Source organism: Nitrospira sp. Nam74, assembly GCF_965152615.1.
The window spans coordinates 5004922-5019993 of the sequence record NZ_OZ224220.1; the positions used below are offsets into that span (position 1 = coordinate 5004922).

Annotated in this window: 10 protein-coding genes; 6 read left to right on the forward strand and 4 right to left on the reverse strand. The window is 57.9% G+C overall.

What is annotated here, in order from left to right:
- Positions 1–55 precede the first annotated feature (55 nt).
- The gene (locus tag ACWHYZ_RS23640; protein WP_447985119.1) at positions 56–3454 is read right to left on the reverse strand and encodes a GMC family oxidoreductase N-terminal domain-containing protein; all 3399 of its coding nucleotides are present in this window, start codon (positions 3452–3454) and stop codon (positions 56–58) included.
- Positions 3455–3505: 51 nt separating this feature from the next.
- Positions 3506–3793, reverse strand: coding sequence for a hypothetical protein (locus tag ACWHYZ_RS23645; RefSeq protein ID WP_447985120.1), 288 nt, complete (start codon positions 3791–3793; stop codon positions 3506–3508).
- 352 nt (positions 3794–4145) lie between these two features.
- Between ACWHYZ_RS23645 and ACWHYZ_RS23650 the strand changes: the two genes are divergently transcribed.
- From ACWHYZ_RS23650 to ACWHYZ_RS23675, 6 genes are all read left to right on the forward strand, one after another.
- The gene (locus ACWHYZ_RS23650; RefSeq protein WP_447985121.1) at positions 4146–4787 is read left to right on the forward strand and encodes an HAD family hydrolase; all 642 of its coding nucleotides are present in this window, start codon (positions 4146–4148) and stop codon (positions 4785–4787) included.
- A complete protein-coding gene (locus ACWHYZ_RS23655; RefSeq protein ID WP_447985122.1) occupies positions 4784–6379 on the forward strand; it encodes a M16 family metallopeptidase in 1596 nt (531 codons plus the stop codon). Before ACWHYZ_RS23650 ends, ACWHYZ_RS23655 begins: the two co-directional genes overlap by 4 nt.
- 155 nt (positions 6380–6534) lie before the next feature.
- Complete coding sequence (locus tag ACWHYZ_RS23660; protein WP_447985123.1) at positions 6535–7866, forward strand: M16 family metallopeptidase; 1332 nt, start codon at positions 6535–6537, stop codon at positions 7864–7866.
- Positions 7867–8170: 304 nt separating this feature from the next.
- Positions 8171–9019 carry an MBL fold metallo-hydrolase gene (locus ACWHYZ_RS23665; protein ID WP_447985124.1) on the forward strand — a complete coding sequence of 283 codons (849 nt, stop codon included), beginning with the start codon at positions 8171–8173 and terminating at the stop codon, positions 9017–9019.
- A 1-nt stretch (position 9020) separates the two neighbouring features.
- Complete coding sequence (locus ACWHYZ_RS23670) at positions 9021–10004, forward strand: site-2 protease family protein (protein ID WP_447985125.1); 984 nt, start codon at positions 9021–9023, stop codon at positions 10002–10004.
- Positions 10005–10265: 261 nt separating this feature from the next.
- Positions 10266–10802: a hypothetical protein gene (locus ACWHYZ_RS23675; RefSeq protein WP_447985126.1), complete on the forward strand. Its 537-nt coding sequence runs from the start codon at positions 10266–10268 to the stop codon at positions 10800–10802.
- 311 nt (positions 10803–11113) lie between these two features.
- Here the strand turns inward: ACWHYZ_RS23675 and ACWHYZ_RS23680 are convergent, their stop codons facing one another.
- Positions 11114–11986: an OmpA family protein gene (locus tag ACWHYZ_RS23680; RefSeq protein WP_447985127.1), complete on the reverse strand. Its 873-nt coding sequence runs from the start codon at positions 11984–11986 to the stop codon at positions 11114–11116.
- A gap of 319 nt (positions 11987–12305) precedes the next feature.
- Entirely contained in the window at positions 12306–15035 is a 2730-nt protein-coding gene (locus ACWHYZ_RS23685) for a sigma 54-interacting transcriptional regulator (protein WP_447985128.1), read from the reverse strand.
- Between the last annotated feature and the right edge of the window lie 37 nt (positions 15036–15072).

The following is a 15072-nucleotide window of genomic DNA, read 5'->3' on the forward strand; positions in this document are numbered from 1 at the left end:
AATCTCCTTATGCCCGGGAACTGAGTGAACCCCCACGGTTCGGAATCATGATGGGTCAGGCCGTCTCGTCCAAATGTTGGAGAATGAGCGGATAGACATCCTTCACGGCATTCTTGCCAAAGATACAGTCGATATGGCCGTAGTCCGGGATCACATGACGGCGGTACAGGCCCGTACCGTTGTTCTGCACCAGCAATTCATAGGTCTTTTCCGTGCTGGCCGGAAGAAAGCACTCATTGCGTTCGCCGTGGATGAAGGTAATCGGAATAGCAAGCCGATCGAGGTGGGAAAGATACGCTTCATCGCCGGTGGCGGTGACCAGATGACCTGTCTTGGTCATGAGCGCCAGATGCTCAAAGGCACGCATGTTCGCGACCCCAAACGTTTCGTGGAGCGTCTCGTGCGTCAGCGTATTGAGCTGCGCATGCTCATACAGCGGGGCGTACATAAACGTGATGCGATGACATACGGGACTATTACACCGCTCCTCCGAGGCCACAGGATAGCATCGCAGGGCCAAATCGAAGAGACGGTCTTTCCAGTCGGCATGGCGATCGACGTAGGCTGTCAGCGAGTCGACCCCCATAGCTTGGAGCACTTCTGGAAGATGAAGTCCCACTTTGAACCGCGTCATCGCGGGCGCGACTATATGCGTGGCGATCTGAGAACAGACAGCCGATCGTACGCCTTGCAAGCCGGCGAGCATCGCCATGAAAAACGTCGTCGACCCATAACAGTGCACCACCATCTGTACAGTCGCCGCCCCGGTGACGCGGCGGACGGCCTCAACCGCCGCCGGATAGTCCTTCTGCGCGATATCGTCAGCCGTAAATTGCGTGCGGGACGCCGGCAAATCGATGCTGGCCCGATAATCCAGCAGCCAGACGTCATAGCCCTGTGCAAACAGATACTCCAGGAGATTGGTGTCGATGGTGTCCAATGAAAAAATCGCACTGGACACGCCTAAGCCATGCGAAAGGATCACCGGGCCCTTCTTCCCGCCCTGATAGCGCGTCAAACGCAGTTGGACACCGTCGCTGGTCGTGCAGACATGTACGTGCGGAGCCACGACACGAAGCGGCCGCTTTTTACGCGGTGGCATATCGGGATCGAACACGCTCTGCTTGGCCAGAATGCCACCGTAGGTCTCGAAGAGGGCGCCGCTGAAAAACGTACCGAAGCGAGCCGTCGCGGCAAGGCGCTCCGCGGTATTGGGCGCATTCGTGATCTGAAGCGTCGTCATTTGTGTGGCAAAATCGGCCGGCGCGATCTTCAGAATGCCTTTGGCGACGATTGGATGGGTTGCATCATGTCCGCCATGGACCGTGATGTACAAGGTCGTCGTATCCGACCACAGATCGATCCCCCGGTCGTCATGGACGGATTTGAATCCCTCAAAGTAATACTGCCGGCCCTCCTCCGTCACCAGATTCATACGGTAGTTCATCCGGCGGGTGCCGACGCGCTGAGGATCTTCAGTGAATAGTTGGAAGACGCCATGAGACACCGTCATGGGCTTCGCCGCCAGTGTCGGCGCCGTCACCGTACCGACCATCTTCGCTGGATGCGTCGAATCGGCAAGCATACGCTCTAGATCATCGGTGATCACCGTCAATGTAAATTCGAACGGCGACTGATCAATCCGTCCCTGCTCGGCTGCGCGCTGGTAATCGTCGATGACGTTCAACGAGACATACCCGCGCATGGTTTCAGTGAACTGCAGGCCCATGCGCGGCGGGACGACGGTCTCTTTGGGGGCCGACGGGAGTTGATAGGAAAGACTCCAGCCCCGGTCCTTCGCTAACAGAGCCAGGCATCGTTCTGCCAGCGCTGAAATCGTGAGCAACGGATTCACACCCAGCGGCCGAGGGATAACGGCGCCGTCGCACACGTACAGGCTGTCATACACCTCCGTCCCCGCTCGTCCTGCAAAGACCTGTCCTTTGTGATTGACCACTCCGTGCGATGCATCCTCGGCCATGACGCAGCCGCCTAATGGATGGACACTCGTGAGGGGATGGGTCATTAACTCAGTCCAGAGGGGATTGGGAACATAGGTCCCGCCGAGAGCACGGGTCGCCTCCCTGAGCCGTTGATCCACCTGTTCGAAGATGGGTTGCCGGCCTACGCTAGGCCAGTCGATGCGCAGTTGATCATGTCGGTCAAGGGCCATGCGGCCTTCACCGTCGTCATGGGTCATGACTAGATAGGTTTGCGAACGCCGCACTGCGCCATGATAGGGGCCCCTGACAAAGCTCGCTAGTTCCCTGCCTTTTCGCTCGATGCTATCGACCACGCTGCCGGACTGCTCTGCTAACTTCGCGCCCGCGGCAAGCGCCGCGGGCAGGAAGGCGGCCAGCGGACCGGGGATCGACCCTTCCTCGATCACCATCCCACGCTCCAAATCGGGGCGGAGGCGAAGGTCGATCAATCCTGTGATGCAGGGTCCAACTGGCTCGCGACCATCCGGCGGTCGTGCCCCGAAACCAATGCCATCGATGACTTGATCGGTGTTATAGCCGAAGCCCAACACGTCGCCATTGCCGGTGAAACGATGCCCGACCCGTTCGGACATAGAAAGTCCCATGGCTTGGCTACGGAGCAAAATTTCGGTGGAGCCGAGCGTGCCTGCGCCAAGGACGACGAGATCGGCGGTGACGAACATGGTGGGCGCATCGAATTTTTCACGTCCTGAAATCAACAACTGGTAATGCACAACCCATCGATTATTGCGCCGTTCGAGATGACGGACGGCTACATGCGTGTAGATTTCAGCGCCATGGTTCCATGCATCCGGCAGATAATTCATGAGGACGGTATTTTTCGCTCGATGATTACAGCCTGAGACGCAATCTCCACAGAGCACGCACGCACGCTGGTCCACTCCCACGTGGTTCACGCCATCGGTAAAAGTGACATTCAGCGGAGGGCGAGAAAAGGGCTGTTGCATCGCAGCCGCGGACTTTTCCTGGGCATGGAGTTTGGGTAGCGCGGGAAAGTCGTTCGGATATGGGGAAGGTTTGAGCATCTCTTCGGCTCGGCGGTAACCGTCCTCTACCAGCGTCGTGAGATCCGCCTGCAAGACTTTGGGCCATCGTGGATCTTCGAACACCCTCGGCTCGGCTCGCAGTGACACGTTTGCATTCACCAAGGAAGTTCCACCCAACCCGCACCCGATGAACACATTGATGTCCGGGCCAAGATGGAAATCGTAGAGACCGGTCCTGGGGCCGATATGGCCATCCGTCGTATGAGCCTGCATTTCGCACAGGGCTTCCGATTCCGTATCGGGATATTCGCCGGGTAGGAATTCCTTGCCGCGCTCCAGCACGCAGACCTGTTGCCCCGCCCGCGCTAACCGTGATGCGGCAATGGCCCCGCCGTATCCGGATCCGATGACAATGGCCGTATAGTGGCTTTGCATACGCTCGATTGGGGACGAAAGACGGTTCATCGATGATTCCTCCTGCGACTCGGGCGGCTGATCAATAAGGAGATTTTAGGTTCAGGTCAGATACCGGTTTCGAAGGAGCGATTCAGACAGTTCATTGTACGGTGTGTTTCCTGAAACCGGATTCGCACCCGCTTGGTTTCGATAGGCCAGAAGGCCACTATAGGTCCGAATGCCCAAGCCGCCTAGGGAAGCGAACTCCGCTTCGTCGACAAAGACACTGCCAACTTCGCCTGGTCTCAGCTTAGGGACATCTGCCATCGCCAAAGCTTGGATGCCATCCACGCCCTCTTCGTTCAAGCGATCTTTAATCTCCAGCGTGATGCCTTGAATAACGGTCAATGGGGTATAGGCATGTGGTACAACATTTTCCCACGCCGCTCACGTATCGATCTGAAGAAACATGAGGCACAGTGGTACGGCGATCGCCAGACAGGTCAACACAACAGACACGATCATTTTATGGCTCATGGCTCTTCTTCCCAAAAGGGTGAACGCGATGCGCGGCATCCTTCAATGAGTGAATCGCAAGTGATATGCCTCAGCACGAGACTGTCAGGAGCCATTGATCCGCGGACATACTGCACACACCGTTGCGAGGGTTGCGGACGGGTTATCATCTTGTATCTAACTGTGTTCTTCCTCGTATCGGAAGAGATAAGAATACGCCGCGCATCTTTGGTATAATCGACCGATGCATTCAGTGGACCTGCTCATCTTCGATCTCGACGGCACCCTCATCGAATCCAAATGGGACATTGCCAAAGCCGTCAATCTTACGCTCGGCGAAATGGGATTGCCCGTCCGATCGGAGGAAGAGATTTTCAGTTTCGTCGGCGACGGCGTCAAGCGACTGCTCCACTTGTCCGTCGGTGAAGAAAATTTAGACCATTACCAGGAAGCACTCAAGATATTTCGCGGGCATTATTTGGACCATTGCCTCGACTGCACGAAATTTTATCCGGGCATCGATAGCGTCCTGACCCATTTTGCTGGGAAACACAAAGCCGTTGCGACCAATAAATCGTTGGAGTACACCACCAAAATCCTGGCCGGATTGGGCTCGCATCACTTCGCCTTTGTCGTGGGCGGCGACAACGGCTTCGGCTTGAAGCCGGAGCCCGGCATGATCGTCCATATCTTGGACACCCTCGGCGTCAGCAAAGACCGGGCGGTGTTGATCGGGGACAGCACGAATGACATCAATGGCGGGCATCGCGCCGGAATTAAGGTCTGCGCCGTCGGCTATGGCATGGGTAACCGTGAAAAAATGCATGCCTGTAAGCCGGATTGGTTTATCGAAACACCACAGGAATTGATGGATATTTTCAAATGAAACACCGGAAGCACTCTCTTGTCATAAGTTTCCTCACGATCAGCCTCTTCGTGATCATTTCCAACGTGCCGGCTGGTGCCGCCGGCCAATCCGCGCCCGGGCTGGCTGAGCGGGTGATCAAGCACACGCTGGCGAATGGGTTAACCGTACTGCTCGTGGAGCGACATCAGAGTCCGATCGTCTCCATTAACCTCACCTTCGGCGTGGGGGGCATCAATGAACATAACGGCGCCACAGGCCTGGCGCACCTCTATGAACATATGGCCTTCAAAGGCACGCGCACGCTGGGCACGAAAGACTACGCGGGGGAACAGCCCGTGCTCGAGGAATTGGATCGGATCCAGCGTGACATCGAGCAGGTCCGAGAGCGTCTCCAAGCTGAAGGACAAGACGAGTCGTCATCACCGGCATTGAAGCAGCTTCGCCGGCAATTTACCGAGGCCCAGGATCGGGCCGGGCAATTTGTCGTCGGCAATGAACTGGCCATGCTCTATCAGCGCCATGGCGGCGTGGGCCTGAACGCGTCCACGGGAAAAGACATCACGCGCTACACCGTGAGCCTGCCTTCCAATCGTCTTCCGCTATGGGCGGCGGTGGAATCGGATCGTATGCGCAGTCCGGTCTTACGGGAGTTCTATAAGGAACGGGACGTCGTGCTGGAGGAACGCCGGCTGAGAACCGACGACAACCCCAACGGACTCCTCTATGAGGCGTTTGCCGCTGCGGCATTCGAGGCCCATCCCTATGGCTTTCCGACCATCGGCTGGGCTTCGGATATCCAATCGCTCACTCCGGCCGTGACGGAAGCCTTTTTTCAGACCTATTATGGACCGGCGAATGCGGTCATCGCGATTGTCGGCGATATCCACGCGCCGGACGTCATCGCGCTCATCGAGCGGACCTTTGGGAAGATTCCGGCCATGACGGCCCCCCCGCGAGTCGTCACTGTTGAGCCGCCGCAACGCGGTGAACGACGCCTTGAGGTTGAATTTGATGCCGAGCCGGTTCTGCTCCTCGGGTACCACAAGCCGGCCTTGGGACATCCGGATGATTTTGTGTTTGACGTGATGGATTCCATACTATCAGAAGGTCAAACGTCACGCCTGTATCAACGGCTGGTCCGTGAAAAGCGACTCGCCACGGCCGTCGATACCCAAACGAGTTTTCCGGGCGCCCAGGCGCCGAATCTTTTCGTGCTGAGCGCCGTCCCGCTTGCGCCTCATACGGCACGCGAAGTCGAAGACGCCATTACGGAAGAGCTGGAACGACTCAAGGCCGAGCCGGTGGAGGCCGCCGAATTAGAAAAGGTCTTGAACAATCTGGACGCCGAGCTCTTACGATCGCTACGGTCGAACAGCGGCTTGGCATCGCAGTTGGCCTATTTTCAGACGGTGGCCAAGGATTGGCGATACGTGCTCACCGCTCGGGAACGCATTGCTGCAGTGACGCCCGCCGACATTCAGCGTGTGGCGGCGCAGTATCTCACGCGAAACAATCGGACGGTGGCGACGCTAGTCAAGCCGGTCGCGCCAAATAAGAAACCCGCAAGCCTTCACACTTCTTCCGCCGCAACGAATCTGGTGACACCATGAACGCGTTGACTGATGCCGTATCTCGTTATTACAGGATAGGACTCCTCATTTGCCTCTTGCTCATGCCCACGGCTCTAGCAACCGGGATGGCACGTCCTGTTGGGGCCTCAGAACCACCGCGAAACATGTCCGCAGATCAAGCGGATCCACGTCAGATGAAGTTCCCACCGGTCGAACTCAATCCGCCCGAACCCGAGCGCATTGTCCTGGACAATGGGATGGTGGTGTACCTGTTGGAGGATCATGAACTTCCGTTGGTGACGGTTTCCGCGACCATTCGAACCGGGGGATGGATGGACCCATCGGATAAGGTCGGGGTGGCCGCGCTGACCGGACTGACGATGCGGACCGGAGGTACTCAGCACACGAGCGCAGCCGATCTGGACCAGGAATTAGAACGCCTCGCAATGGCGATGTCGGTCTCGATTGGAGTGGAATCCGGTGTCGCAATGCTCGACGTATTGAAAAAAGATCTGGATCGTGGGCTGGCTCTGTTTGCGGATGTCCTCAGACGGCCCGCGTTTGATCCGGCTCGGGTTGAACTGGCGAAGCTTCAGGCGCGTGAGTCGATCCGGCGTCGAAACGATCAGCCCCAATCCATCGCCTCGCGTGAGTTTGCCAAACTGCTCTATGGGCCATCTCATCCCTTTGCACGCGAGACCTCGATGAAATCGATTGCGCGAATTACGCGAGAAGATCTCATCGGCTTTCATGCCGCAACGTTCCATCCTAATGGGATATTGCTCGGAATCACCGGAGACTTTGACAAAGCAACCGTAGTGAGCCGGTTGCGGGAACTATTTGGCGACTGGACGCCGGGACAGGCGGCGCGCATGGCGTCCCTTCCGATCGAACCCGCGGACACTCGGCAAGTCCGTTTCGTCGGTAAGCCGACCTCTCAAACTCATCTGCGTGCCGGCCATCTTTCATTGAAAGAAACCGATCCTGATTATCCGGCTTTGGTCGTACTGAACGATATCCTTGGCGGTGGCTCCTTCCGCAGCCGACTCTTTCAGGACGTGCGCACGAAGCAAGGCCTTGCCTATTCCATCAGCAGTGTCCTGCGAGGCGGCATTTACGAACGCGGGGTGTGGGGCATGAGAACCGAGACGAAGACGGCCTCGACACAACAGGTCATCGCCACGCTGGTGGCGAATCTCGAACGCCTGCGTGAACAGCCGGTCAGCGACGTGGAATTGGAGGAAGCCAAGGAAGCGTTTGTGAACTCCTTCATCTTTTCGTTCGCGAGTCCGGCCAGCATCGTGAGCCGCCGTCTCCAACTGGAATACGATGGGTTGCCAAAAGATTTTCTCCAGCAGCTCCGCGACAAGGTGATGAAGCTGACGAAGGAAGATTTGCTCCGCGTCGCCCGTGAACAGCTCCATCCGGAACGGTTGAAGATTCTTGCGGTGGGACCGTCCGATACGGGGCGCGTCTTGACGGGCTTCGGCGAGGTCAAGGAAATCCGTCTTGACCCGGAAGGGTGAAGTGGTGGTGGCCTCGGCTTGGGAAGGGCGGCACTCCGGTTTCGCCACAATGCGATGAAGTTACACCGCCACTCAAATTGTACGTTGGCCTCCTGCAACTATGAAGCTGCGACGAAACGTCGCAATGCCGTCGCAGCGAGGCAGCGTCAAGGGTCATTAGGATGCCGCTCCGCCGTGACGAAAACCTCCGTATCCATCCCTTCCATCCGAGGCGGTTATTAGAGTGTGAAAGAAGCGACAACTGACTTGTGGTGAGTGACCGCAATACTCCGAACGCTCATTGCTGTAAGCTGAGAGCTACTGCATGAAACTCGAAGACGACTTCTGTGATATCGTGAAGAAAGCTCGCTTGGGGCAGGGCCGTTCGGTGGAGACTGTGGCTCAAGCAAGCGGCATGCGAGCCGGCGATCTTTCAACCCTCGAACGCGGCGGCCGCATCCCAAGTGACGTCGAGGTGCGTGCCCTTGCGAAGACGTTGAGCCTGCGCGCCGATGCCCTGGCTGCCATTGCCGCCGCCCAGTGGGCTCCATCACTGCCTTCCTCGGAGGCGACGTCTTGTGTAGAAACCGTCTTTGGTGACATCGGTGGATATGAGGTCAAGGGCTATGTGGTCCACGATTCCGGAGAGGCGATTCTCATCGATACGGCCTATAACTCGGCAGCCATGGTCCGGTTTCTTCAACAAAACCATCTTCGCCTCACGGCGATTTGCCTGACGCACGGCCATTCCGATCACGCGGATGGAGTCGAACAACTCTTGGACTATACGCGAGTGCCCGTCTATCTAGGCGAAGCCGATGTGTCACTGCTCTCCTGGTCACCACAGCGCAACCTGCTCGTATCACCGAAACATGGGGATACGATCTCTGTGGGGAAGCTGACCGTCCAATTCATGGCGACACCGGGGCATACGCCGGGGGGAATGTGTTATCGGATTGAGAGGAATACGAGCCCAATGTGCTTTGTGGGTGATACGCTCTTCGCAGGCTCGATTGGGCGTTCAAATCCGGCAACGCTGTATCCGACACATTTGAAGTCCGTCCGTGAACACGTGTTAAGATTGCCGGTCGACACGACACTGCTTCCCGGTCACGGACCCGCAACTACCGTTCAGGAAGAAGTCGCGCACAATCCATTTGCCCTACCGGCTTAACATGGATCACGAACGACAACAGCCTGCAATCCACGACCCCGCCATTGAGCAGCTACGCGGCTGGACTCCAGCAGACCCTCAGCCTGGCGCTCATTCGATGGCTGAGCGGGACATACTGCCCCGTTCGGAGGTTTCCGACTGGGTATGGCCCGTTGGCCTGTTTGTCGCCACGGTCTTTACGACCTTATGGGCCGGCGCCTATGCCACAAACGCGGATCCGTTTGTGGGTGCGTGGCGCTTTCTGCGCGAGAATCCCACGGCACTGACAAAAGGCATCCCCTTTGCTGCGACGCTTCTCGGGATTCTCGTGACGCATGAGTTCGGCCATTACCTGCTCTCGAGAATTCACCGGGTCCCGGCCTCTTTGCCGCTCTTCATTCCGGGTCCACCGCATTTTATCGGGACGTTCGGGGCTATCATCCGCATGCGTGGTCCCATCCTAAGTCGCAAAGCCTTGTTCGATATCGGCGTGGCCGGTCCCATTGCCGGATTTGTCGTCGCGGTGGTTGCCTTAGTATTCGGACTTCGATGGTCGACGGTCGTCGTCGATCAGGGGCTCTTCGGATTGCGCCTCGGCGAGCCTTTATTACTGCAATTCTTCACGTGGGTCGTCATGGGATCCATCCCGGAGGGCTATGATGTCGTGCTCCACCCGGTGGCCTTTGCCGCCTGGTTCGGCCTCTTCGTCACGTCCTTAAATCTGATTCCGATCGGCCAACTGGACGGCGGGCACGTTGCCTACGCTTTGTGGGGCAGTCGACAACGCACCATCGCGCTGACGATCCTGCCGGTTCTCCTGGTCTTGGGGTTTATCGGATGGCCGGGGTGGTTTCTCTGGGCCGGCATGGCAGGCATTCTAGGACTGGCGCACCCACCCGTCCTGGATCCCGATACGGCTCTCGGTCGAACCCGGATATGGGTCGGCTGGGCAGCCCTCGCCATTTTCGCGTTGACCTTTGCACCAATCCCCTTTTCGGTTCACTAACCTCATCTTCTCGACCTTTCATGGCCGTCGACGATCCCTTGCCGGTTTCGCTGGCATCGCGGCTATCTCTACTATTTCGAAGAAATCTACCGCGAGCTGACCGGCAATGAAAGCTTGGCGTGGCCAAAGAGAGAATTCTGCGATTCCAGCTCGTACCCGTTCCCTTCCTGGACCACGAACAAAAGGCGGAATTTAGGAGAATCGCCTCATGCTTGGCATCATCGGTCCCTTACAACTAGAATAGGATCAGGTGGAGAGCACATGTCGCGAGCAGGGAGCACATATCATCGGTTCATCCTGCTCGCGGCATGCGCCACTGGATTGCTTGTTGCTGTTGGTTCTTCCTTCTGGTTTGATGCACACGTGTCGGCAGAACAGAGCCCCAACGTCCACTTGACCCATACCCAGCCACGCGCGGTCCTGGCCATTCCAAATGGTGTGCTACAACGTGCGCCTTCACTCCTTATTCTGCCCGTCACTCAGATCCATAACGAAACCCTCACCCCGGTGTCGGTGTACGCGTATCTGACATGGACCGACCCGGCACACGGCAATCGTCCTGCACGGCTCTTGCTCGGCGAGATCTCCATCTTTCCAACGAATCAGCCGGGCACCTTCACGGTACGCCTGTCACAGGAGTTTCAGGACCTTCTCAAACAGCATCCAGAGTTTCACCAACTCTCTCCCTTGCTCGTTCTGGAGCTGCGTCCTATACATGGTCAGTCGCTCCCCCCGATGGACCTCACCATCGGTGGGGTCGAATGGCGCACTGCTGAAGAAACCACCGCCAGCCGTTAGTCCGGCCATCAGCACGTATGCAGTGTCGGCCTTGAAGAGTAATGTGCCGGTGGCATCGCGAGGACTGATGTCCTAACTCATGTCGTTTCTGCCGCCTGTACGATGGCGGAGACCAGCATGCCGACCGAGAGGACAGCTACCAGGAGTAGAAACACAAACCAGGCAAACATCAGGCGCGAGCCCCTGAGCGGGGCACTCTTGAAACGAAAACGCCCGGGATAGGGAAGCATGGGTTTCCTTTTGAGTTGACTACCATTTGGCTGGAGGCGGAACCGGATAAGTCCGGTTCCACCTCGACACCCGTTGTACTGTCAGTGCATTTCAGAAGGAACGATGGTGTCCTGTGCCGCCTCGGCCTGTGAGGCGCCCGGCAATACGTCGGCGTCGTGGTTCTGATCGGATCCCGAATCAACATTCCTCGTGATCGGATCGGTTTCTGATCCCTCCTTCGTCGCAACGGTTGAGATGGGCACGAGGGAGGCAGACGGCGCTTCCAGTTTCACCAGCTCCAGATGAACTCGCCGGTTTAGGTGCGTGCAGGTTGGCGTTTGATCGTCACAGATGATGGCGTCCTGCCCGAGGCTGACGACCTTCATCGATTCTGCAGGGATTCCGAGTTCAGTCAGGAATTGCTTCACGGATTCCCCTCGTCGCAATGCCAGTGTCTTGTTATATTCAACTGAGCCATGCCGATCAGTATAGCCCTGAATCAGCACGGCCCAATGGCCGTCCTGCTTGAGAAGCTGAGCCTGTTGCTGAAGCGTCTCGATGGCATCCGCGCGCAGACGGGTCTTTCCGAAGTCGAAATAGATGTCGGCATGGACGGATTGGATGTGGGTGGGGGAGGCGACCGGCTCTTCTTTCACAGTCACGGCCGCAATGGTCGTGGGAACCGCCGCCTGCGCCGATGCGTCCGATACCATCAGCGATGTATCAGATTTGGCGATCGTCGTGACCTCGGCAATCTTCATCCCGGACTCCTTTGCGGTCAGTCGCGACTGTTGCACATAGAAGCCATATCCGAAGAGGCCGATCAGCATCGCAAACAAGCCGACCGCGATACCGACATGCTTCATGCTGAGGTCATCGGGGGTGCCTTGATCCTTCTTGGGTACCTGGCCGGCCGGATTCACGCGCCCCGGCGCATTCACTGCAAAAGATGCTTGCTCCATTGGCTTTGACATACTTCCTCCATATGGTCTGCTCGTAAAGGGGTGTGCTGCGATTTGCCTTCAGCCAGGCCGCGTGTGTTTCACCTCCTTTCTCTGCGTCATGCGGCAGGGCGTGTTTGACCCACTGAGCAACCGGAGTGCCTGTTCAATGGCAAGTCACGACAGAGAAGAAAGTTTTCAGGAATCCAATGGCTTAAGCTTTTCGCCCAGTCTACGAGTGGGGATGTCCCTTCATGGTCATGCGGGGAGATCCCCGCATCCCCGCAAAGAGAAGACCTATACGAAGTCGTGGGTAGTCAAAGGGAAAGCGGTCAGCGGAAAAAAAGAAGGATTAACGCCCTTGAAAGTAGTGCTGGATCAGGATTTGAACCGACTGGAAGTGCCGGTCCGGGAGGTTTTTAAAGCGCTTCTTGCAGGCGGCAATGGCTTCGTCGGCGGATTGATAATCCTGGATGGTTTTGATCAGGTGGTCGTAATACTCCTGTAGCTTCAGTTCGACGGTCCGGGTGAGCGAGGCGTTCCCGGCCAGCGCCGCGGCTGCTTTGGACAGATCACCGTCAGTTTCGACCAGCGCACGGAAACCCATGCCTTTTAAACGCTGGGTGACCGTGCTGCGATCCCAGCCCAAGGCGCGGGCTGTCGCCTGCATGTCAAAGTCATGCTGACGCAGCGCCCGCAATACGGCGGGGTCTCCGCTTGTGTCGACGGCAGAGGAGGCGGAAGCATTGATCGCCGTGGGTGGCGCGATGGCATCGGTGGTCAGCCGTAAATCGGCTCGTGTGATCCGTGGTCCCTCCGCTAGCGCCACCGCCTGCTGCAGGCACTGCTGGAGTTCACGCACATTGCCCTTCCATCGATGCGCTTGGAGCGTCGCCAAGGCGTCTTGCGAGAGCGCGACGTCATGGCGACCGGTCTGTGTCGCTGCCTGTCGAACACACCGCTCAGCGAGGAGCCGTATGTCGTGTGGCCGTTCACGAAGGGAAGGCACATGCAGCACGACTCCTTTCAAACGGAAATACAGATCTTCCCGAAACCACCCTTCAATGACGCCGCGCTGCAGGTCCTTATTCGTGGCGGCGACAACCCGGACATTGACGGAGGTCGGTTTGCTGTCCCCCACCCGATAAAACGATTGTTCCTGAAGCACCCGTAAGAGTTTGCTCTGATGATCCACTCGAAGGTCGCCGATTTCGTCGAGAAAGATGGTTCCTTGATGAGCCTGCTCGAAATACCCCCTCCGATCGGTGAGCGCACCCGTGAAGCTGCCTTTCACATGGCCGAACAGCTCGCTTTCAAACAGTTCGGGAGAGATGGCCGCCATGTTGACGGCGACAAAGGGCTGAGCCGCCGGTCCGCTGAGCCGGTGCACAGCCCGTGCAAACAATTCTTTCCCGGTTCCCGCTTCGCCAAGGATGAGAATCGAGAGCGACGAGCGTGCGGCTTTTTTGAGATCCCGAAAGACGTTCAGGACATGCGGATCACGCGTGACGATCCCGAGTTGCTCACATTCCTGGCGCAGATCTTCCTGCTCGGGCTCAGGCATTCCCGCCGGTTGGGCGGAGGCGACCCGAAGACCCGACAACTCATGTTCCAGTTTTTGTAACAGGATGCGGCTCGACTCTTCCTGCCTCGTGGCATCCGCCAACTGGGTTCTCAAGGCCTCGGCAGAGCGTGCGAGCTCCTGTTCCTTCCCGGTGGACCGAGCCACGGCGGCGCGCGCAGCATCCAAGTCCTCTTCCAGACTTTCTACCACCGATTCGCGCCGTACCAAATCTTCGCGTACGACAGCCAGCTCTTGTTGGATCTTCTGCATCTTCGTCTCAAGCAGGCCGATGCGATGCGAGGCAGTGAAATGTATCCAGAGCGACGTGCCTCCCGCAGCGACAGTCAGCGCCGCCAGGGGAGTCAACAATGGCAGAACGAGATGACCGGACCAGAGCGCGACCACCGCCAGCGCGATATACCCCAAGCCCAGAAATACGACCGCGGTAATCGCGAGCCAGCCGCGCATGGAGAGCAGCAGCCAGGAGGCTAGAGCGCCGACGAGGAGGGCCGTGATGCCGGTCAGAATGGCCGGCGAAGTTGTGACCCACTGCTCGGTCAAAATCGTATTGAGCAGCTGTGCGTGGATCAGGGCCCCCCCAGACCTGCGATCCAGCGGAGTCCCACTGGTCCCAGCTTGCGCGTCATCAACAAGAATCAGGACGACTTTGCCACCCACCCATTCCTGCAATTGATCCATGTCGCCGTGGTCGATGGCGTCCCATATCTGGATGAACGGATACGACTGTGAGAACAGATCGGCTTTGCGTGCCTCGTTGATGATGAGCTGTCCGTCGCGGTCAACGGGAATGGTAATCTTGCGGGTCTGTCCGTCAGGAAGCCGTGCCTCGTGGAGGACGATCTGATCCGGCCGGATCCCGGTATTTTGGGGAGCCACTTGAAGAAAAGATGCGGCCAGCGCAAGCCCAAAGGCCGGCACAGCGCGATCGCCCATACGTGTGAACAGCAGAGCTCGACGGTCGTCACCCGCATTATTCGACAGGATGTGCCCGATACTCAAAGCATATTGGTGAAGCGCGGGCAGTTCATCGCTGGTCGGCGCGATGGGACGAACAACGCGCGCTTGCCGCGGCGTGAGCGTCGGCCAGCTGGAATGAATGAGATGAGGCGCGGTCGGTTCAGTCTGATCGACGGTGACGAAGCGTGCTGGAAGCGGATACACCAGGCGACCGGCCACACGCGTCGCTTCAATCAGCATGGCATCGCCGGCTGCGCTATGCCCTCGCGAGTCCGAGCGCTCAAGCTCGATATCGAGACCGATCACTGAGGCCCCGGCACGATTGAGCGCCGTAATCATGCGCGCTAACAGTGCGTGATCTAGAGCGCCGGTGCCGAAGCGAATATCGGTTTCGATGGTTCGTGTGATAAAAACCAGGGATGGACTGACTTGAAGAGGGGCACGGACGCGCACCCAGGTGTCGTAGAGGCTCCCGTCGACGGCGGCAGTCACTGATGTGGGAGCCAGGCGTTCGAGCAGCGAGACAGCGAGAAGACTCACGACCGCAATGATAGAGGCTATCCCGGCTGTCGATCGT